This window comes from Streptomyces sp. NRRL WC-3605 (assembly GCF_001509795.1).
In the GTDB taxonomy this organism is placed as follows: Bacteria; Actinomycetota; Actinomycetes; order Streptomycetales; family Streptomycetaceae; genus Streptomyces; species Streptomyces viridochromogenes.
Genome location: NZ_LLZN01000001.1, coordinates 312,717 through 333,855 on the forward strand (window position 1 = coordinate 312,717; position 21,139 = coordinate 333,855).

At 73.7% G+C, this 21,139-nt stretch carries 15 protein-coding genes; 9 read left to right on the top strand and 6 right to left on the bottom strand.

Features of this window, described 5'->3' with window-relative positions; genetic code table 11:
• Positions 1-53 precede the first annotated feature (53 nt).
• Positions 54-1,577 (bottom strand): M23 family metallopeptidase, encoded by a 1,524-nt coding sequence (locus ADL34_RS01555; RefSeq protein WP_234374919.1) that lies wholly within the window; start codon positions 1,575-1,577, stop codon positions 54-56.
• A 298-nt stretch (positions 1,578-1,875) separates the two neighbouring features.
• The gene (locus tag ADL34_RS01560; RefSeq protein WP_062663919.1) at positions 1,876-2,733 is read right to left on the bottom strand and encodes a lipase family alpha/beta hydrolase; all 858 of its coding nucleotides are present in this window, start codon (positions 2,731-2,733) and stop codon (positions 1,876-1,878) included.
• 654 nt (positions 2,734-3,387) lie between these two features.
• On the opposite strand from ADL34_RS01560, the gene ADL34_RS01565 reads away from it, so the two are divergent.
• On the top strand, positions 3,388-3,804 hold the full coding sequence (locus tag ADL34_RS01565) for a cobalamin B12-binding domain-containing protein (RefSeq protein ID WP_062663918.1): 417 nt from the start codon (positions 3,388-3,390) through the stop codon (positions 3,802-3,804).
• A gap of 285 nt (positions 3,805-4,089) precedes the next feature.
• Here the strand turns inward: ADL34_RS01565 and ADL34_RS01570 are convergent, their stop codons facing one another.
• Together ADL34_RS01570 and ADL34_RS01575 are read right to left on the bottom strand one after the other, a co-directional pair.
• Positions 4,090-5,703: a DUF5691 domain-containing protein gene (locus ADL34_RS01570; protein ID WP_199835511.1), complete on the bottom strand. Its 1,614-nt coding sequence runs from the start codon at positions 5,701-5,703 to the stop codon at positions 4,090-4,092.
• A 130-nt stretch (positions 5,704-5,833) separates the two neighbouring features.
• A complete protein-coding gene (locus ADL34_RS01575) occupies positions 5,834-7,189 on the bottom strand; it encodes an SWIM zinc finger family protein (protein ID WP_062663914.1) in 1,356 nt (451 codons plus the stop codon).
• 145 nt (positions 7,190-7,334) lie between these two features.
• On the opposite strand from ADL34_RS01575, the gene ADL34_RS01580 reads away from it, so the two are divergent.
• The 7 genes from ADL34_RS01580 to sucD all read left to right on the top strand — a co-directional run bounded on the left by ADL34_RS01580 (position 7,335) and on the right by sucD (position 16,763).
• Positions 7,335-8,465: an ATP-binding protein gene (locus ADL34_RS01580; RefSeq protein ID WP_062663912.1), complete on the top strand. Its 1,131-nt coding sequence runs from the start codon at positions 7,335-7,337 to the stop codon at positions 8,463-8,465.
• A 269-nt stretch (positions 8,466-8,734) separates the two neighbouring features.
• A complete protein-coding gene (locus ADL34_RS01585) occupies positions 8,735-11,140 on the top strand; it encodes a DUF5682 family protein (RefSeq protein WP_062663911.1) in 2,406 nt (801 codons plus the stop codon).
• Positions 11,137-11,304 carry a hypothetical protein gene (locus ADL34_RS35995; protein ID WP_159038881.1) on the top strand — a complete coding sequence of 56 codons (168 nt, stop codon included), beginning with the start codon at positions 11,137-11,139 and terminating at the stop codon, positions 11,302-11,304. Before ADL34_RS01585 ends, ADL34_RS35995 begins: the two co-directional genes overlap by 4 nt.
• Before the next feature lie 239 nt (positions 11,305-11,543).
• Positions 11,544-12,707, top strand: a complete 1,164-nt coding sequence (locus ADL34_RS01590; protein ID WP_062664391.1) for a VWA domain-containing protein — start codon at positions 11,544-11,546, stop codon at positions 12,705-12,707.
• A 206-nt stretch (positions 12,708-12,913) separates the two neighbouring features.
• On the top strand, positions 12,914-13,864 hold the full coding sequence (locus tag ADL34_RS01595) for a hypothetical protein (protein WP_062663909.1): 951 nt from the start codon (positions 12,914-12,916) through the stop codon (positions 13,862-13,864).
• Positions 13,865-14,669: 805 nt separating this feature from the next.
• On the top strand, positions 14,670-15,851 hold the full coding sequence (sucC, locus tag ADL34_RS01600) for an ADP-forming succinate--CoA ligase subunit beta (protein ID WP_062663907.1): 1,182 nt from the start codon (positions 14,670-14,672) through the stop codon (positions 15,849-15,851).
• 27 nt (positions 15,852-15,878) lie between these two features.
• Positions 15,879-16,763, top strand: coding sequence for a succinate--CoA ligase subunit alpha (gene sucD / locus ADL34_RS01605; protein ID WP_062663905.1), 885 nt, complete (start codon positions 15,879-15,881; stop codon positions 16,761-16,763).
• Positions 16,764-16,843: 80 nt separating this feature from the next.
• Here sucD and ADL34_RS01610 read toward each other — a convergent pair whose 3' ends face one another.
• Positions 16,844-17,974, bottom strand: coding sequence for a helix-turn-helix domain-containing protein (locus tag ADL34_RS01610; RefSeq protein ID WP_062663903.1), 1,131 nt, complete (start codon positions 17,972-17,974; stop codon positions 16,844-16,846).
• 113 nt (positions 17,975-18,087) lie between these two features.
• Between ADL34_RS01610 and ADL34_RS01615 the strand changes: the two genes are divergently transcribed.
• Positions 18,088-20,133, top strand: coding sequence for a DUF6350 family protein (locus ADL34_RS01615; protein WP_324610551.1), 2,046 nt, complete (start codon positions 18,088-18,090; stop codon positions 20,131-20,133).
• A gap of 57 nt (positions 20,134-20,190) precedes the next feature.
• Here the strand turns inward: ADL34_RS01615 and ADL34_RS01620 are convergent, their stop codons facing one another.
• Positions 20,191-20,988 (bottom strand): hypothetical protein, encoded by a 798-nt coding sequence (locus ADL34_RS01620; RefSeq protein ID WP_062663901.1) that lies wholly within the window; start codon positions 20,986-20,988, stop codon positions 20,191-20,193.
• Positions 20,989-21,139 lie beyond the last annotated feature (151 nt).

The following is a 21,139-nucleotide window of genomic DNA, read 5'->3' on the forward strand; positions in this document are numbered from 1 at the left end:
GCCGGTGTCTGGTTCGCTTTGCTTTGCTTCGGTTTGCTTCCCTGCTCGGTGTCCTACGAGGGGTCCAGGCCGTGGCTGCGCAGCCAGGACAGGGGGTCTATCGCCGAGCCGCCGCCGGGCCGGACCTCGAAGTGCAGGTGCGGGCCCGTGGAGTTGCCCGAGTTGCCGGAGTACGCGATCGGGTCCCCGGCCTTGACGGTCGTACCGGAGGCGACGCGGTAGGTGGAGAGGTGGCAGTACCACGTCTCCGTGCCGTCCTTCGCGGTCACGATCATCATGTTGCCGTAGGCGCTGTTCCACTGCGTGCGGACGGTGCCGTCGGTCGCGGCCAGCACCGTGGTGCCGTACGAGACCGGGAAGTCGATGCCCGAGTGGACCGACATCCAGTTGATGCCGGCCTGGCCGAAGTAGGCGCTGAGGCCGTGCTGCGCGACGGGGACCGCGAACTTCGGGCGCAGCCGCTCCTTGCGGGCCGCCTCCTCGGCGGCCTTCCGCTTCTCGGCCGCCTGCTGGGCCTTGAGGTCGATGCGCTCCTGAGTCCGGCTGGCCCGGTCGGCGAAGTCGTCGGCGCCGGCGGAGAGGCTCTCGAGCTGGCTGTCCAGCTTGTTGTTCGCCGCGGACGGCTTCACCGGGTCGCCCTCGGCGGCCAGCGTGGTGGGTTCCTTCTCGTCGGTGAAGTCACCGACGGACGCGGCGGCGATGCCCGCCACTCCCATCACACACGCCGACGGCACGGCGATCGTCAGCAGCGCGGAGCGCTTCGGAGGCGTACGGCGACGGGAGCGCGCCCCGCCGCGGGAGGCGGCACGCGGCGCGGGGGCCGGAGTGATCTCCTCCTGGTCGTCCAGAAGCCTTTCGACGACGGGGAGTTGACCCGTCGAGGCCGGGTCGGAGGCGTCCTGGGCCTGCTCGTCGTAGCCGGACTCGTCCTCGTACGCCGCCGGGTCCTGGTACGTGGCCTGCTCGTCGTAGGCGGCCGGGTCGTAGGACGCGTGCTCGACCTGTTCGAAATGCGCGGTCGTCTGCTGGTCGAAGGATTCTGCTGCCGGCTCGTACTCGTCGGAGGCCGGTGCCGCGCCGCCGTCGGAGTTCCACTGGGTGGCGTCGTACGCGCCGGTGTCGTAGGACTGCGTGCCCCACTCCCACTGCTGGGTGGGGTCGGCGGGGGCGGCGGACGGGTCGGGCTGGAGCCAGGCGTGCGCGTCCCACTGCCCGGACGCGTCATGGCCGTTGGCCTGCTGCGGGACGAAGTCGAGACGCTCGTGCTCGGCGGTCCAGGCGCCGGTGTCGTACGCGCCGGTGCCGTACGCGGTGTGCTGCTGCTCGCCCGCGTAGGTGTCGTAGTGCGCGGTGTGGGTACCGGTGGACCACTGAGTGGCGTCGTAGGCGCCCGTGCCGTCACCGGGGAGGCTGCCGAAGAGGGGATCCGCGTCGAACGTCGTGGTCGCGTGGCCGGCGGCATAGCCGGTGGCGTCGTAGGTGCCGTACGCGCTCGCGTCACCGTAGGGCGCTTCCTGAGTGCCGTACGACGCGTACTGCGCCGAGGCGGCATCGGAGGCCGAGACCGGGGAGGTCATGGTCCCCGACGGGTGACGATCGTTCACCAACTTCTCTCTCGCCTCGACAACAGGGGCTGCCAGAGCAGTGCGGCGACTGTACCCGGCGGTATGCGGGCGCGACAATCTTCGGCAGGTTTTGGGCGCGCAGGAAACGGGCATTCGGCCGTGTTTTGGCGGTCAGTGGGCGCGACTTTGGCCTTGTGTTCGAAGGCTGTTCGAAGTCGAGTGGGTGTTTCCGTGGGTCTGAGTGCGGTCCTGGGGCGACTGAGGCGGACGCCGACGCTCCACGCAGGGTGATCGCGCGGCGCCGGACCGCTCACGCCACCGTCAGGCCGCCGGCCTCCTCAGGCGTCCCCGCGTCCGCGTGGGCGGTGTCGAGGACCTGCCGTATGCCCGTCGCCACGGCCGGGTGGACCGGCAGCGCGAGGTGGCCGATGCCCGTGACGCGCAGGTTCTGCGCCATCAGGTCGGGATGGTCGATGCAGGCCGTCTCCAGCGGGACCATCAGATGGTCCAGGTCGCTCCAGAAGCTCACGAAGTGCGTACGGCAGCCGGGCGCGGGCCGGGCCAGCTCCTCGAGGACGGCCGAGCCGGGGCGCATCTGACGCACGATCGGGTGGGCGTTGGCCAGCGGGACCACGCTGGTGCCGGAGTGCGGTGTGCCGAGCGTGACGAGTGTGCGGACCCGGAGGTCGCCGCCGAGCCGCTGCACGTAGTAGCGCGCGATCAGCCCGCCGAGGCTGTGCCCCACGATGTCCACCCGGTCGCTGCCGGTCCGCTCGCAGATGCCCTCGATGTGCCGTCCGAGCAGCTCTGCTGCGGTGCGGATGTCGCAGGTCAGCGGGGAGTAGTTGAGCGACTCGACCTGATGCCTGCCGTGCTGGGCGAGGCTGCGGCGCAGCAGGACGAACACCGAACGGTTGTCGATGAAGCCGTGCAGCAGGACGACGGGTGGTGCCGCCTCGGCCGGCAGCCGGGCGGTGTCCCGTGCGGGCGGCGCGCCGGGCGAGCGGCGCTCCTGGGCGATGCCGGATGGATACAGCAGTACATGGCCGGTCAGGATCGCGATCTCCAGGGCGGTCGCCTTCAGCAGGGTGAGGGAGAGGCCGGCGAGCCCGCTGGGGAGCAGGCGTCGGCAGAGGGGGAGAAAGGGGAGTGCCCCGGTGACCTTCATGGCCGACCTCCTTGCGGCACGCAGGAGACGGCTCCGGCCCCCGTGTGCCCTCGTGGGAAGTCGCGGCGGAGGCAGCCGGCGGGCGGGCAGCGGAAGGGAAAGCGGTGTGAGCGAGGCGTGAGAGGTGCGCCGGCCCGGGCGGCCGTGCGGCGCCGATGACCTGAGGGGGCTTGCTGCCGGTGGGCGACGAGCTCCCGTTGTCGTGCCTTACCTGCCCTGTGTGCCCTTCGTGCCACCGCCGACGTGTCGCATCACCACGGCGCGCCGTCCGATGGCGCGGTGGTGCGACGACCTCGTTGCGGCTCCTTGTGCGCGGGATCCCGCTCCGCGACGCGCGCACCGCTCATGGACGCGGCGCGTGTGCCGCGATGAGTGGAACCTGCGCGGCGAACGTGTCCCACGTGTGATTTCCCCCTCGGTCAGCACCGCGAAACTGCCGGTTGCGGGATGCTCGGGATAACGTGCGTTCACTTCCGGGCGGTGTGGCCCGGGCGTCCGTGCGTTCGTCGCACGTCCGGCGCGGTGAGCGCCGAAGCGAGTGGCGGACAGTGCGATACGTGCACCATGTATGACAAGTAGGCCGAGAGCGGCATACCTCATATATGAGCGGTGCTTGTCGGTACGGATGGATGTAGTCGCTTCATGGAGGCAGTGATGGGTGTGGCAGCCGGTCCGATCCGCGTGGTGGTCGCCAAGCCGGGGCTCGACGGCCACGATCGCGGGGCGAAGGTGATCGCGCGGGCGCTGCGCGACGCCGGTATGGAGGTCATCTACACCGGCCTCCACCAGACTCCGGAACAGATCGTCGACACGGCGATCCAGGAGGACGCCGACGCGATCGGCCTGTCCATCCTCTCCGGCGCCCACAACACGCTCTTCGCCGCGGTGATCGACCTGCTGAAGGAGCGCGAGGCGGAGGACATCCTCGTCTTCGGCGGCGGCATCATCCCCGAGGCGGACATCGCCCCGCTGAAGGAGAAGGGCGTCGCGGAGATCTTCACCCCGGGTGCCACGACGCAGTCGATCGTGGACTGGGTCCGCGAGAACGTACGGCAGCCGGCCGGGGCGTAGGCGCCGGCGCCGGCCCGGAGGGCGGACCCGCAGGGGCCCGGGGCCCCGGGGGCCAGCCAGGGGGCTGTCGCCGGTGTGCGGACGGAGACCGGGGGCGCGTCGCCGAGTCGCCTCCCCAGGGCCGGCCCCCCGGGGGCGTGGCTCGGGCCCGCCTGTTCCGGACCCGTCCTCCTCTTCGGCCGGTTCACCGGCCCGAGTCCGTCGAGGGGCAGCCGTACGGGCCACGCCGGGCACAACCTCCCCCACCTGTTGCTCGTCTCCGGCCGGGGTGGTGCCATGCGCCCCTCAGCCCTGGGGCGGCTCCCTGCCGTCCAGTTCGGCGATCATCGTGGCGCGTAGCCGTAGCGTCGTGACCAGGCGCTGGAAGCTTTCCGCCCAGTAACCGGTCGCTCCGGGGGACGCGTCCTCCGGTTCGTCCGGTATCGCCAGGAGGCCGTCGAGGCGGGCGGCCTCCGACGGGTCGAGGCAGCGCTCGGCCAGGCCCATGACCCCGCTGAACGACCACGGGTAACTCCCGGCGTCCCGCGCGATGTTGAGCGCGTCGACCACGGCTCGTCCGAGCGGTCCGCGCCACGGCACCGCGCACACGCCCAGCAGCTGGAACGCCTCCGACAGGCCGTGCGTCGCGATGAAACCGGCCACCCACTCGGACCGTTCGTCCACGTCCAGCGTGGCCAGGAGCTTCGCGCGCTCCGCCAGGGACACCGCTCCCGGACCGCCCGCCTCCGGCGCCGCCGGAGATCCGAGCAACGCCCGCGCCCACGTGGCGTCCCGCTGCCGTACCGCCGCCCGGCACCAGGCCGCGTGCAACTCGCCCTGCCAGTCGTCCGCCACGGGCAGGGCGACGATCTCCTCCGGTGTCCGCCCGCCGAGCCGTCCGGCCCACGTGCCCAGCGGGGCCGCCTCCACCAACTGGCCGAACCACCAAGACCGTTCACCCCGGCCCGCCGGTGCCTTGGCCACGACACCGTCACGTTCCATGGCCGCGTCGCACTCGTGCGGTGCCTCCACGGTGAGCGTCGGCGCGTCCCCCGTGTGGTCCACGGCCACGCACGCCCCGGCCCGGACCGCCATCCTGGCCGCGAGCGCCGATCCCGGCAGAGCCGACAGCAACTCGGCCGCCGTGGATCGGACGTTGCGGCTGCGGTCGCCGAGCGCCTGCTCCAGGAACGGCTCGTCCTGCGGGCCCAGCCCGGTCCGCAGCGAGTCCAGGAACATCAGCCGGTCCTCCGCACGCTCCGTCGCCCACGTCGTGGTCAGCAGCTCGCGCGCGGCCGACGGCTCCCGCGCGCGGATCGCGGCGAGCAGAGCGACCCGCTCCGCGAACAGCCCCTCCTGCCACAGCTGCTCCACCTGCTGCGGGTCCTCCAGCGACGGCAGTGCGGTGCCCCCGCCCGGCGCCGTGCGCAGCGCGAACCGCCAGTCCGGGTTCAGCCGGGCCAGCCACACCGCGCGCGGGCCCGCGAAGGTCAACGCCGCCGGCCGCAGATCGGTGCGCCCCCGGGCGGCGTCCAGCAGGGCGGGCAGCGCCTGAGCGGGAGGGGTGAAGCCCCGCTCGTTGGCCGCGGCCAGCCACTGCGGCAGCAGTTCCATCAGGTCCGGTGTCGAGCCTCGGCGGCCGCCGCCCGCACCCGGACGGTCCGCCAGCAGCAGCGCCAGCCGGCGGGCCGCCGCCGGAGGAAGCGCCGGTCGCGGATCCTCGGGGGCCGGCCTCGGACGCTCCGCCGCGCGCGCCGGACGCAGCCCTGCCCGTCTGCGGACGGTCTCCACGGCCGCCCGGTCCAGCAGCGCGACCGGAGCCTCCTGACCGGGCGGGCAGCCCGGCGGGGTGCGCCGGTCCGTGCCGAGCAGCGCCGCCGTGACGAGTTCCTCCCAGGGGTCCGGCGCCGGGGAGTCCATGGGAAGGGAGTCCACGGGAAGGGAAGGGCTGGTCATGTCGTTCGTCCCTCTCTGCCGTCGCTGTTGCCGTTGCCGTCATGGCCGACGCGGGGTGATGGGCGCTCGTCGCGGGACGGGCTCCGACGTGCGGTCACCACAGGCGCACCGCCTCTCCCGTCCCTTCCGCCCAGGCCGTGAGCGGTGTGAAACCGCGGTGGCCGCACTCGCCGAACACCGTGACCGGTGCGCCGCCGGACAGTGCGACGAGCCGCCACAGCCCGGGCCGGGAACGGGCGGCTGCGGCGAGCGGCAGCGCGGAGTCCGCGTCGGCGTCGGCCAGTTGCCATCCGTCGCCGTCCGGGACCGGCACCACCCGGTCGAGCGTGACGGGCACCGAGTCCAGCCAGGGATCGTGGCGCAGCGCCTCGCCGTACCGGGCTGCAGCCTCCGCCGTCGTCACCCCCGGCGGCCGGACGGTCGTAGGCGCCGGTGGTGCGAACTGATCGCCCAGGACCGCCCGCACCTGCCTGGCACCCCCGTACGCCGCGACCTCCGCGTCCAGCGCGAGCCCCACCGGAAGGGACAGCTCCGGGGCGCGGCCCGCCGCACCGTAGGAGAGGAGGAGCGCGGTACGGCCCGAGTCGGCGCCGTGCAGCCAGATCCGGCGCGTCGTGAGTTTCACGTCCGCCGTGTCGTACTGGGCGAGCACCAGCCAGCGGTCCCGCAGCGGTGGACCGTCCGCCGAGGACGGCAGGCCGATACGGGAGCGCACCGTCTCCGCCAGCTCGTCGGGCAGGCGCTCACGGCCCAGCCAGCCCTGGTCGAGGAGGTGCACCAGCGCGCACTCCTCCAGCAGCCGCACCGGCCAGCCGGGACCCGACGCCGGTATCGCCCCCAGCTCCCGCACCCGCGCCGCCAGCCCCGGCGCCTGGGCGTCGACCATCCGGGCGGCCGTCTCCTCCCACAGCCCGTACCCGGCCTGTTCCGCGCCCGCGAGCCCGCCGCGCAGCAGGTCGGCGAGCCGCTGCTCCAGCTCCGTCGCCCCCGCGGTGACCCGCAGCGCCCGGCGCTCGGCCCGGCGCCGCGCCGCCTCCGGATCGGCGGCGGCCGCGGAGGAGCCGGCCGGCCCCGCCGCCCGCTTCTCCTGGGCGCGCTGCCGCCGGCCCGCCAGCCACTGCTCCGCCCAGTCCGGCGCCTGCCCGTCCGGCACGGCCCCGTCCCCGCCCGCCCAGAGCAGCAGCAGTCCGAGCGCGTGCTTGCACGGGAACTTACGGCTGGGGCAACTGCACTTGTACGCGGGCCCGGACGCGTCCGCCAGGTCGATCACCGTCTGATACGGCTTGCTGCCACTGCCCTTGCACAGTCCCCACACCGTCCCCTCGTCGGAACTCCCCGCCTCGGACCACGGCCCGGCCGCCCCGAGTTTGCTTCCCGCTTTGCGTGATGCGGCGTCAGGTGCCAGTGCCAGCACCTGGTCCGCGGTCCAGCGCACCCCCTGCTGAGTCATGTCTCCGAAACTAGATCCTGCCACTGACAATCGGGCCGGCCCAGCGGCCCGCGTCCGTGTTCTCGCAGGTCAGGACGCGTTGTCAGTGTGGTGGTGCAGGGTGGGACCCAGATCCGAACCGGCTGAGCTGGAGGGGGACTTTGCCATGATTGTGTCCGTTGAGCCGACGTCCGTCGACACCGGGGCGACGGAGGAGGCCCAGGCGTTGCGACCGCACGCCGAGGACGCCTTCGCCCACGAACTGGCCGCGCTGGCCGCGCAGGACGACCGTCCGCGCCCGGCCCGTTGGAAGCTGTCGCCGTGGGCCGTGGCCACGTATCTGCTCGGCGGCACCCTCCCGGACGGCACGGTGATCACCCCGAAGTACGTGGGCCCGCGCCGCATCGTCGAGGTCGCCGTCACCACGCTCGCCACGGACCGCGCCCTGCTCCTGCTCGGCGTGCCCGGCACCGCGAAGACGTGGGTCTCCGAGCACCTGGCCGCCGCGGTCAGCGGCGACTCGACGCTGCTCGTCCAGGGCACGGCCGGCACGCCGGAGGAGGCCATCCGCTACGGCTGGAACTACGCGCGGCTGCTCGCGCACGGCCCCAGCCGGGACGCGCTGGTGCCCAGCCCGGTCATGCGGGCCATGGCGGAGGGCATGACGGCGCGGGTCGAGGAGCTGACCCGTATCCCGGCGGACGTGCAGGACACGCTGATCACGATCCTGTCGGAGAAGACGCTCCCCATACCGGAGCTGGGGCAGGAGGTGCAGGCCGTCCGCGGGTTCAACCTGATCGCCACCGCCAACGACCGGGACCGCGGGGTCAACGACCTGTCGAGCGCGCTGCGCCGCCGTTTCAACACGGTCGTGCTGCCGCTGCCGGAGAGCGCCGACGCGGAGGTGGACATCGTGTCCCGCCGCGTCGACCAGATCGGACGCTCCCTCGATCTGCCGGCGTCGCCCAACGGCATCGACGAGATCCGCCGGGTGGTGACCGTGTTCCGCGAGCTGCGCGACGGGATCACGGCCGACGGCCGGACGAAGCTGAAGTCGCCGAGCGGCACGCTCTCGACGGCCGAGGCGATCTCCGTCGTCACCAACGGCCTCGCCCTGGCCGCCCACTTCGGCGACGGGGTGCTGCGCCCGGGCGACGTCGCCGCCGGCATCCTCGGCGCCGTCGTCCGCGATCCGGCCGCCGACCGGGTCATCTGGCAGGAGTACCTGGAGGCGGTCGTCCGGGAGCGGGACGGCTGGACGGACTTCTACCGCGCCTGCCGCGAGGTGAGCGCGTGAGCGACGACCTCGGATGGGGCCGCCCCGGCGGCGGATCGAAAACGGGAGGCGCGTCCGGCCGGCCGGGATCCGGCGGTCGCCGTGCGGCGGCGCGAGGGGCGACGCCGCGAGCCGCACAGGCCGGGTGAGGGGCGGCCCGGCGGCGAGGGGCCGGGTGGGGTGTGAACCGGCCGCGGCTAAGGGCCGGGTGGGGTGTGAACGGGGGACAGACGGGTGCACGGAGCGAGGGGGTCGATGTGACAGGCGTTGAGGAGACCACGAGCGACGGCATGGGGGCGGGCTCCGGGGCCCGGCCCGCCGGGCCGCTGCTGCTCGGGGTACGGCACCACGGGCCGGGGTCGGCGCGGGCGGTCCGCGCGGCCCTGGACGCGGCGCGGCCCCGCACGGTGCTGATCGAAGGGCCGCCCGAGGCCGACGCGCTGGTGCCGCTCGCCGGGGACGAGGCCATGCGGCCGCCGGTCGCCCTCCTCGCCCACGCCGTGGACGAACCCGGCCGGTCGGCGTTCTGGCCGCTCGCCGAGTTCTCCCCGGAGTGGGTGGCCCTCCGCTGGGCCCTGGAGCACCGGGTACCGGCCCGCTTCATCGACCTGCCCGCCACGCACACCCTGGCGTGGAGCAGGGACGGCGAGACGGAGTCCGAACCGACCGCCCAGCAGGAGGACGGGGAGGACGGGAAGGACGCTGAGGGTACGGAGGATGCCGGGGCCACCGCGGCCGACGTCCGTGTCGACCCCCTGGCCGTGCTCGCCGAGACCGCCGGATACGACGATCCCGAGCGCTGGTGGGAGGACGTCGTCGAGCACCGGGGCACGGCCGGCGGGGACGTGTACGCACCCTTCCAAGGGCTGGAGGAGGCCATGGCCGCCCTGCGGGAGGTGTACGGCAGCGGCGGGCACGACCGGGACCTGGTGCGCGAGGCGTACATGCGGCTCCAGTTGCGCGCCGCTCAGCGGGAGTTCGGGGACGACGTGGCCGTCGTGTGCGGGGCGTGGCACGTGCCCGCGCTACGGCGGAAGAGCACGGTCACCGCCGACAAGGCGCTGCTGAAGGGGCTGCCGAAGGTCAAGGCCGAGATGACCTGGGTGCCGTGGACGCACCGGAGGCTGGCCCGCGCCAGCGGCTACGGCGCGGGCATCGACTCGCCGGGGTGGTACGGGCATCTGTTCGGCGCGCCCGACCGGCCCGTGGAGCGCTGGATGACGAAGGTGGCCGGCCTGCTGCGCGAGGAGGACCGCATCGTCTCCTCGGCACACGTCATCGAGGCGGTCCGCCTCGCGGAGACACTGGCGGCGATGCGCGGCCGCCCGCTGCCGGGGCTGAGCGAGACCACCGACGCGATCCGTGCGGTCATGTGCGAGGGCTCCGACGTGCCGCTGGCGCTGATCCGGGACCAGCTGGTCGTCGGGGACGTGCTGGGGGAGGTGCCGGAGTCGGCACCGGCAGTGCCGCTCCAGCGGGACCTCGACCGGACCCAGCGCCGACTGCGGATCAGGCCGGAGGCGCTGGAGCGGGAGCTCGAGCTCGACCTGCGCAAGGAGAACGACGCCGAGCGCAGCAGGCTGCTGCACCGGTTGGGGCTGCTCGGCGTGGCCTGGGGCGAGCCGGTCGTGTCGCGGGGGAGCACCGGGACGTTCCGGGAGACATGGCGGCTGCGCTGGGAGCCGGAGCTGGCGGTGCGGGTGGCCGAGGCCGGCGTGTGGGGGACCACCGTGCTCGCCGCGGCCACCGCCAAGGCCGAGGCCGACGCCGTCGCCGCGCAGGGACTCGCCGACGTCACGGCGCTGGCCGAGCGCTGCCTGCTGGCCGAACTGCCGGACGCGCTGCCCGTGGTGATGGGCGTCCTGGCCGACCGGGCGGCGCTCGACGCGGACGTCGGGCATCTCGCGCAGGCCCTGCCGGCGCTGGTGCGCTCCCTGCGGTACGGCGACGTACGCGGCACCGACACCGGCGCGCTGGCGGAGGTGGCGGCCGGACTCGCCGAGCGGGTCTTCGTCGGCCTGCCCCCGGCCTGCGTCGGGCTGGACGCGGACGCGGCGGACGAGATGCGCCGCCACGTGGACGCGGTGCACGGCGCCCTGGGGCTGCTCGGGGACGCGGTCACCGGGATGCGGCCCCGTTGGCACGGGGTGCTGCGGGTGCTGTCCGGCCGGGACACCGTGCCCGGCGTCATCAGGGGGCGCGCGGTGCGGCTGCTCCTGGACGACGGTGAGCTGCGGCAGGAGGACGCCGCGCGGCTGATGGGGCTGGCGTTGTCGCCGGGGACCCCGCCGGCGGAGGCGGCGGCCTGGATCGAGGGCTTTGTCGGCGGCGGATCCGGCGGCGGGATGCTTCTCGTGCACGACGAGCGGCTGCTCGGCCTGGTCGACACCTGGCTGACGGGCGTCCCGGCGGAGGCGTTCACCGACGTGCTGCCGCTGCTGCGGCGCACCTTCTCGGCGTACGAGCCGGGTGTCCGGCGCACGCTCGGCGAGCTGGTGCGGCGGGGACCGGGGGAGCGGCAGGGGGTGGGCACCGCCGGGGGCGGGATACCCGGCTTCGCCGACGAGCTGGACATCGAGCGGGCGGACGCGGTGGTGCCGGTCGTACGCCTGCTGCTGGGACTGGACGGGACGGAGGACGGGGCCGCCGGGCGCGGCCGCCCCGCCGCCGGCGACCTTGTGGGGGCGAGCGGATGACGACCGAGGGACTGCTGGAGCGCGGGGATCACGCCGGCACCGGAACGCCTGCTACCACGCGGCAACCGCGCCGCACCCCGGCCAACGGCAAGGCGGCGACGCCCCGCACCGTGCCGGTGATGCCCCTGTGGGAGCGGCGGCGCCACGAGGGGGTGTGGCGGTGAGGCAGGTGGCGGCGCACGGTGTCCACGAGGGGGCGTGGAAGTGAGGCGAGTGGCGGCGCACGGTGTCCACGAAGCGGGCGTGGCGGTGAGGCGGGTGTCTACGCGCGGGATCCAGGAAGGGGCCTGGCGGTGAGGCAGGCGGAGACGCAGGCGGTGGTGACGCACAGGGTCCGCGAGGGGAGCACGCGGACGAACCGGACGAACCCGTGGCGGGAACGGTGTCGAAGGGGGACACGCTGATGACGACCGAACTGAGGGACCCGGCGAGCGAGCGGCTGCGCCGCTGGCGGCTGGTACTGGGGGGAAACGACGCCGACGGCACCGGATGCGCGCTCTCCGGCAAGGACGCCGCGATGGACGGAGCGCTCACCGCCCTCTACGGCAGAGGGGACAAGAAGCAGACGGGCAAGGACCGTTCGGCGGGGCTCGGGGCCTCGGCGCCGTCCGTGGCCCGCTGGCTGGGGGACATCCGGACCTACTTCCCCTCCTCCGTCGTGCAGGTCATGCAGCGGGACGCCATCGACCGGCTCGGGCTGTCCACGCTCCTGCTGGAACCGGAGATGCTGGAGGCCGTCGAGGCCGACGTGCACCTCGTCGGCACGCTCCTCTCGCTCAACCGGGCCATGCCGGAGACCACGAAGGAGACGGCGCGGGCCGTCGTGCGCAAGGTCGTCGAGGACCTGGAGAAGCGGCTCGCCACCCGCACCCGCGCCACCCTCACCGGCGCCCTCGACCGCAGCGCCCGGATCAACCGGCCGCGCCATCACGACATCGACTGGAACCGCACGATCGCGGCCAACCTCAAGCACTACCTGCCCGAGTACCGCACGATCGTGCCGGAGCGGCTCATCGGCTACGGGCGGGCCTCGCAGTCGGTGAAGAAGGAGGTCGTGCTCTGCATCGACCAGTCCGGGTCGATGGCGGCGTCCGTGGTGTACGCCTCGGTGTTCGGGGCCGTGCTGGCGTCCATGCGGTCCATCGACACCCGGCTCGTCGTCTTCGACACGGCGGTCGTCGATCTGACCGACCAGCTGGACGATCCCGTCGACGTCCTCTTCGGCACCCAGCTCGGCGGTGGCACCGACATCAACCGGGCGCTCGCGTACTGCCAGTCGCAGATCACCCGTCCCGCCGAGACGGTGGTGGTGCTGATCAGCGACCTGTACGAGGGCGGCATACGCGACGAGATGCTCAAGCGGGTCGCGGCGATGAAGGCGTCGGGAGTGCAGTTCGTGGCCCTGCTGGCGCTGTCCGACGAGGGGGCGCCCGCCTACGACCGTGAACACGCGGCGGCGCTCGCGGCGTTGGGTGCGCCGGCCTTCGCCTGCACGCCCGACCTGTTCCCGGAGGTGATGGCGGCGGCCATCGAGAAGCGGCCGATCCCGGTGCCGGACATGCCCTGACGGGCCGTCGCCGGTCAGGTGACGGCCCACTGCTCCCGGACCCCGGGCAGGAAAACGGACATGAGTGCCCATCGGTCACAGAGGGCTTGCGCGACCTCGGGAGGGGCGTGCGAGGATCGGCGTTCCGCCAGCGGTGTGGTGTGTTCCGTAAGCGCATACACCCCGGCTCCCCGTCCTTCGCCCACCCCCACGGGAGGACCCCCGCCGTGTCCCGGCCCGCCGCCTCACCGGGTGCCGTACCGCGCGTGCTCCAGCTGGTGCTGCTCCTCGGCGGACTCTTCGTGCTCGGACTCCTCTGGGGGGAACGGGCCGACGCGGCGGAGCGTGTGGGGGACGACGTGCCGTCACCGGCGGCGAGCCGGGATGTGGCTCCGCGTGAGACGTCGCCGGTTCTGCCGTCGGTGGTCCCGCCCGTGCGCGACCTCGTCCGGAGCGTGACCGAGGACGTGACGCGGACCGTCGGGGAGACGGTCTCCGGAGCACTCACCGAGGTGCGGGAGCAGCTGCCCCCGGCCCCGGTGCCGCCGGTCGCGTCACCGGCACCGACACCGCCCGGGATGCCTGACTGGCCCGGTGCGGAGGTGCCCGGCCTGCCGGACCCGCCTGCCGCCGAACCGCCGGTCCTGCCGGATCTCCCCGATCTCCCCGATCTCCCTCAGGTCCCTGATCTCCCCGATCTCACCGACGTCTCGGGCCTGCCCGTACCGCCCGCCCCCGAAGAGGCCGCTGAGACCGCGCCGGCGCACGAGACCGCCGCGGAGGAGCCGGGGCTTCACCGGGACCACACGGGACGTACCGCTGACGGGCGGACCGGTGCGTACGGCCCCTGGGGCGATCCGCGCGGTGCCCAGTCACTCCCCGCCGCCGTCCGGACCGGGGCGGACGACACGGCGCCCGCCGCCATGGAAGCCGTTGCCGCCCAGCCGGACGCACGGTTCGGATACGGCCCCGTGCGGCAAGGGCCGGCGGATCATCCGGCCGGTGTGCCGGGCAACCGTTCGAGCGGTGACAACAACGGCCCCCGGTGCGCGGACGCCCACGCGGTGTCCGTGGAGTACGACCGGGTGCCGGTGCGACTGGTGCCCGGCGTCGCCGTCCGCGCGGAGGTGGACGAGACGCGGGACCGGGACGGGGACGTCCCGGTCTCGCCCGCCTAGCCGCCGTACGGACCGCCGGCCCGGCGGGGTCCCCCGGTCGACCGCGCCGCCTCACAGCCCGCAGCCCGCAGCCCGCAGGCCAGGCAACCGCCCCGCTTCACAGCCCGCAGCCCGCAGCCCGCAGCTGGCGGCCCGCGGCCCGCGGCCCCGGTCGCCGGGTCGGCGCCACCTCGTCCGCGCTCCGGCCCCGCCACACCGGCGGCGACCGGCGCCCGTGACGCGCCCGCCCCCGGCACCAGTGCCCCCGGCATCAGTGCCCCCGGCATCAGTGCCCCCGGCACCAGTGCCGCCAGCCCGCACCAGCGCCCCGCCCGCCATGCCGCACAGCACCCCGGCGTCATCTGAAACGCCGGCCATCAGACTCGCGGGTGGACGGACCCGGACGGCTGAAAGCCGTCGGTCGTTCGGGTCCGGACCCCGCGGACCGGCCGTGGTGATCCCCATTGGGGTGGGGGTCACCCCGGCCAGGGCCTGCCGAAGCGGCTTTCTTCCGCCGCTTCCGGGCTGTTCAGGGCGCCGCATCGGGTCAACCCCAGCCCGATGCGGCGCCTCCCCTTCGTCCACGCGTTCGGCACGGCGTGCCAGTGATATCCACCGATCGCGGCATCATGTGACAGGTATCACCGCTCACGTGTGAGATGCGATTTAGAGAGGTCCGCCCGGCGGCGATAACCTGCGAGACGGACATGCCGCGCGCTCGGACACCGTGTGCGCCTCCCTTGTGACAGAGCGGACGTCACGTTGCCCTTCGCGGCACGCCCACGCATCCAACGAACCGCGAGATCACTGATAGGGACGGAAGCGCGTGGACCTGTTCGAGTACCAGGCGAGGGACCTCTTCGCCAAGCACGATGTACCGGTGCTGGCCGGTGAAGTCATCGACACGCCTGAGGCGGCCCGCGCAGCCACTGAGCGTCTCGGTGGCAAGTCCGTCGTCAAGGCCCAGGTGAAGGTCGGTGGCCGCGGCAAGGCCGGCGGCGTGAAGCTGGCCGCGAGCGCGGACGAGGCCGTGGCCCGTGCGACCGACATCCTCGGCATGGACATCAAGGGCCACACGGTCCACAAGGTGATGATCGCCGAGACGGCCCCGGAGATCCTGGAGGAGTACTACGTCTCCTTCCTCCTCGACCGTGCCAACCGCACCTTCCTCTCCATCGCGTCCGTCGAGGGCGGCATGGAGATCGAGGAGGTGGCGGCCACCCGTCCGGACGCCGTCGCCAAGATCGCGATCGACGCCATCGACGGCGTGGACGAGGCCAAGGCCCGCGAGATCGTCGAGGCCGCCAAGTTCCCGGCCGAGGTCGCGGACAAGGTCGCCAACGTCCTGATCAGGCTGTGGGACACCTTCATCAAGTCGGACGCCCTCCTCGTCGAGGTCAACCCGCTCGCGAAGGTCGCCTCCGGTGACGTCATCGCCCTGGACGGCAAGGTGTCGCTCGACGACAACGCCGAGTTCCGTCACCCCGAGTACGAGGAGCTCCACGACAAGGCCGCGGCGAACCCGCTCGAGGCCGCTGCCAAGGAGAAGAACCTCAACTACGTCAAGCTCGACGGCGAGGTCGGCATCATCGGCAACGGCGCGGGTCTCGTCATGAGCACCCTGGACGTCGTCGCGTACGCCGGTGAGAAGCACGGCAACGTCAAGCCAGCCAACTTCCTGGACATCGGCGGTGGCGCCTCCGCCCAGGTCATGGCCAACGGCCTCGAGATCATCCTCGGCGACCCGGACGTCAAGTCCGTCTTCGTCAACGTCTTCGGTGGCATCACCGCCTGTGACGAGGTCGCCAACGGCATCGTCCAGGCCCTGAAGCTGCTCGAGGACCGCGGCGAGAACGTCACCAAGCCGCTCGTCGTCCGCCTCGACGGCAACAACGCCGAGCTCGGCCGGCAGATCCTCACCGACGCCAACCACCCGCTGGTGCAGCGCGTCGACACCATGGACGGCGCGGCCGACAAGGCCGCCGAGCTGGCCCACGCCGCCAAGTAAGCACTCAGGACGAGGACACAACACACCATGGCTATCTGGCTCAACAAGGACAGCAAGGTCATCGTCCAGGGCATGACCGGCGCCACGGGCATGAAGCACACCAAGCTCATGCTCGGTGACGGCACCAACGTCGTGGGCGGCGTGAACCCGCGCAAGGCGGGTCAGACCGTGGACTTCGACGGCACCGAGGTACCCGTCTTCGGGACCGTCAAGGAGGCCATCGAGAAGACCGGCGCCAACGTCTCCGTCATCTTCGTGCCGGAGAAGTTCACCAAGGACGCGGTCGTCGAGGCCATCGACGCCGAGATCCCGCTGGCCGTCGTCATCACCGAGGGCATCGCCGTGCACGACTCGGCGTCGTTCTGGGCGTACGCCGGCAAGAAGGGCAACAAGACCCGGATCATCGGCCCGAACTGCCCCGGCATCATCACCCCGGGCGGCTCGAACGTCGGCATCATCCCCGGCGACATCACGAAGCCGGGCCGCATCGGCCTGGTCTCGAAGTCCGGCACGCTGACGTACCAGATGATGTACGAGCTGCGTGACATCGGCTTCTCGACCGCCGTCGGCATCGGTGGCGACCCGATCATCGGCACCACGCACATCGACGCGCTCGCCGCGTTCGAGGCCGACCCCGACACCGACCTGATCGTGATGATCGGTGAGATCGGCGGCGACGCCGAGGAGCGCGCCGCGGACTTCATCGCGAAGAACGTGAGCAAGCCGGTCGTCGGCTACGTCGCGGGCTTCACCGCGCCCGAGGGCAAGACCATGGGCCACGCCGGCGCCATCGTCTCCGGTTCGTCCGGCACCGCCCAGGCGAAGAAGGAGGCCCTGGAGGCCGCGGGCGTCAAGGTCGGCAAGACGCCGACCGAGACGGCGAAGCTCGCCCGCGAGATCCTGGGCGGCTGAGGCAGTCTCCGGCACAGCGCCGACGTCGGTGGGCCCGTCCCCGGGTTGGGGGCGGGCCCACCGACGTTTCAGCACGGCTTCTAGAACGGCTGGGGTGCGAGCCGCTCCGGGCCGGCGTGCGGCTCCGAGCGGAGCTTGTCGCGCAGCTTCTGCTCCTTGTGCGACAACGGCCCCGGCGCCACCGGCGGCGGTACCCCGTGCACGGTCGCCCCGGGCGGCACCGGCGGCTCGTACCGGGTGGGGGCGGTCCGCAGCGTCAGCGCGGTCGTGCCGATCAGCACCACGGTGAAGGCGATCGCCGCGCGCGTCCAGAAGCGGGCCCGGCGTTCGCCGCCCTCGCGGACGGCCGGGGCGGCGGAGGCCCGCAGACGTTCCGCCGAAGCCAGTTCAGCCAGCCGGCGGTGGAGGTCGTCCGGGTCGGACAGGGTGGGCATCCGGGTGGCGACGGCGGCCCGGGCGTGCAGGATGCGGTTGGCGGCGGCCGGTGTGGTCGCCTCGGTCTCGGCGGCCGTCTCGGGCAGGTCGAGCCCGACACCGTCGTACAGCAGCAGGGTGCGGCGCTGCGACGGGGTGAGGCCGAGCAGGACGTCGAGCAGGAGCCGGTCGGCGGTGTCGGCCGGCGGGGGCTCGGGGTGCCGGTAGCGGGGGCGGAACCGGTGCCAGGGCGACAGGGCGAAGTCGTACGCCGTCGCCCGCACCCAGCCCGCCGGGTCGGGGTCCCGTGCGACCTCGGGCCAGCGCTGCCAGGCGATCTCGAAGGCCCGCTCGACGGACTCCCGCGCCAGCTCCCGCCGCCCGGTGAGCAGATAGGTCTGCCGTACGAGGGCGGGGGCGCAGAAGGCGTAGAGCGCGTCGAAGGCCTGGGCGGGGGTGAGGGGCCGGCCGGTCCGCCCGGCGGGGTCGGCAGCAGCTGCGGCCGCGTCCCCGTCGAGCCCGTCGCCCTCGGTCTCGGCCTCCGCATGACGTTCCGTCACGTCGACGTCGGCGGAACGTTCCTGATCCCTCCTCCGTTCCTCGAGGGACCTCAGCAGATCCAGGTACGCCTCGCCCTCCCGGCCCCGCGGAGCCGCCCGGCCGGTCTCCCAGGCGCGCACCGTCCGGCGGCTGACGCCGACCCGTTCCGCGACCTGAGCCTGCGTCAAGGACCCGGCCTCGCGCAGGCGTCGGCGCTCCGTGGGCGGGGGAAGCGGGGTTGCCGGGCTCTGCGTCACAGTGCACCCCTCCGTGTGAAAAAGTACATAAACGTATATTGGGCGACACTTCGGAGGTTCGCCTGTTGCGAGGGTTGAGCGCGTGTCGTTGGGAGCATGGCCGCGTGATCGAGATGACCGCTCGCCGAACGCCCCTGTCGTCCCTGCTCACACGGCTGCGCCATCGCACCCCGGGGCTGAGCGCCAGCCTTCTCAACGGGGCCGTCGCCGCCGCCCTCGGCCTCGGGGCCCTGGTGGTCCTGGTGATGGTGCTGTGGGTCGTCTCGCCGTATCCGGACAGCGGGCCCGGCGGCGCCCTGCGGATCGCCGCCGTCCTGTGGCTCCTCGGCCACGGCGCCGAACTGGTCCGGGCCGACACCCTCTCGGGCGCCTCCGTACCGGTCGGGGTCACCCCGCTGCTCCTCTTCGTGCTGCCGGTCTGCCTGGTGCACCGGGCGGCCCGGGACGCGGCGGCGGACGGCGGGGAGGATGCCCCGCCCGTGCACGGGCCCACGGCCTGGGCAGGGGTCGTGCTCGGATACCTCGGGGTGGCGACGGCGGCGGCGCTGTACGCGGCCGGCGGCGTCCTGAAGCCGTCCTGGCCGTCGGCCGTGCTCTGCGTGCCCCTCGTCGTGATGGTGGTCGCCGGGGTGGGCGTGTGGACGGCGTGCGAGCGCCGTCCCGAGGCGGCGCACGGGCTGCTCGGCGCGCTGCCCGGCCGCGCGCGGCGGCTCGCGCAGGAACCGGACACGCCGGCCCGGCTCGCGGCGGCGGCCCGCGCGGCCGGGGCGGGTGCGGCGGCGCTCGTCGGCGGCGGGGCGCTGCTGGTCGCCGTGTCCCTGGTCTGGCACGGCGTGGACGCCCGCCAGACCTTCGCCGGACTGACCCAGGGCTGGTCGGGCCGGATCGGCGTCCTGCTGCTGTGCGCCTCGATGGTGCCGAACGCGGCCGTGTGGGCGGCGAGCTACGCCCTCGGCCCCGGTTTCGTGCTCGGCGCCGGGCATGTGGTGGCCCCGCTGGCCTCGGCACCGCCACCGCCTCTGCCGCCCTTCCCGCTGCTGGACGCCGTGCCGTCGACCGGGATCGTCGGGCCCCTCCAGTGGGCGGTGGCGGCGGTTCCGGTGGTGGCCGGTGTGGTCCTGGGCCGGGGGGCGGCCCGATGGGGCTCCGGCGCCGACCCCGGCATGCGGGGTGACTCGGCGACCGGGACGGGCGGCACCCGGGGCGGGCGAGCGCAGTCCGGGCCCTGGACACAGGGCGGGAGGGGCGCACCGTCCGCATCCCGGCAGCCGGTGTCCCCGTCCCGGCAGCCGGCGGCACCGACCTGGTCGCCGCTGCGGACGGCCGCGGCCGCCCTGCTGGCGTCCGTCATGTGCGCGTGCGTGGTCGCCGTGCTGGCCGGGCTGTCGGGCGGGCCGCTCGGCCGGGGAGCCCTGGCGGAGTTCGGGCCGGTGTGGTGGCAGGCCGGTGCGGCGACGCTGGTGTGGGTCGCGCTCGTGGGCGTCCCGGTGGCCGTGGTCGTGCGCGGCTGGCGGTGCCTGGCGCACGCCACCCGGCGGGACGCGGAGTCGCGGGGTACGGCGATCGGTTCGCCCCGCGCGGCGGCTACGTCGACCGGCGCCCGCAAGCAAGCCCCGGCGGGTGAGCGGAAGGGCCCGTTTACGGCCCTGGTGAAGGACCAGCCGGTACCGCAGCAGAGCGACGGCCTGCCCGGTGCCACCGTCGCGGCAGCCCGGTACGACGGGGACGACGCCTACGGGTCGGGAGAGGAAGTGCCGTACGGGGCGTACGACCACGACACGACCTTCGAGCCGGACGACTTCGAGCCCGCCGGCCCCACACCGAGGGGGCCGGACCCGAAGGCCCCCGACACGGACAGGGGCACGGACACGGGCACGGAAAGGGGATCGACCCCCGACGAGGCCACGACGAACCCCGACGCCCCGAAGAACATCCAGCGGGCGCACCCGGCCCCGGACTCCCCGCCGGCAGACGCGAAGCCGACGGACACGAAGCCGGCAGACGCGAAGCCGACGGACACGAAGCCATCGGACACGAAGCCGGCAGACGCGAACCCGACCGACGCCGGACCGGCATCAGAAGCCACCAGCGAACCCGACACCGCCGCCACCCCCCAGACGCCGTCCGACCGCCCACACCCGGACGACGCCGAGTCCTGACGGGCCGGGACGGGCCGGGCCGGTACGCGGCGTAATCGCGGACCGCCCCGCGACGGGTCACTCGGTGCTGCCGAGCACCCCTCGCAGCTCCTCCGGGAGCAATTGCTTGCAGGACTGCTCGGCCTCGCTGGTGAGCGCGTCGCTGCGGCAGGTGTAGTAGTCGCTGTAGACCACCTGCGCGGTGAACCCGGCGGCGACCACCGCGAGCGCGAGGGACGCCGTGACCAGGCCGCTCACCGCGGCCGTCGTCTGGGGACGGCCGCCGGTCCGGGCGGGGGCCGGGTTGTCGGGGTCGGGAGTGCGGGGCTTGGCGCGCAGGCTGCTGATCCCCCAGTACAGGGAGAGCGCGCCCAGGAGCAGGGCCACGTAGGGCCAGCTGAACAGGGCGAAGAAGAAGGCCCACATACCGGAGAGCAGCGCGTAGCGGGCGCGGCGCTGCGCCGGGTCCGTCGGGTCCCAGCGCATGTTCGAGCCCTGGGAGCCGCCCTGGCCGGGGCCCTCGGGCCCGCCGCCGCGAGGGCGCTCGCCGAAGCCGCCCCCGGAGGCGCGGCCGGGCTGGCGGTCGCTCCACTGGCTGCCCCACGGGGGCTCGCCGCCGTCGCCCCGACCCTGCGCGTCGTCGTCGCCCGAGGGGTGACGGGGCTGCCAGGGCTGGTCCGGGGTGCCCTCGGGGGGCGGCGCGAAGGGATTGTCGTCCTGCTTCCGGCCGTCGCCCCGCTCGTCGCCGCCCTGGCCGCCGGAGGGCGCGTCGGGCGGTGAGGAGGGGCGCTCCCGCAGCAGCACGCCGCTGTGCGCCCCTCCCTGCACCGGATGCGGGGGGAGGAGCGTGTGGAGTCGCAGGCTGCGGTCCGGCATCAAATCGAGCGTCTTCCCTGTGGTCGGCTGGACGAGGCGGTGGTCCGGGGCGGTACGGGCTGTGCTGTGCGGGTTGTGCGGTGCGGGCGGTCCGGATGATCCGGGCTGTCTGAGCTGTCACTTCGTGAACGCACCGGACACCGTGCGCGTT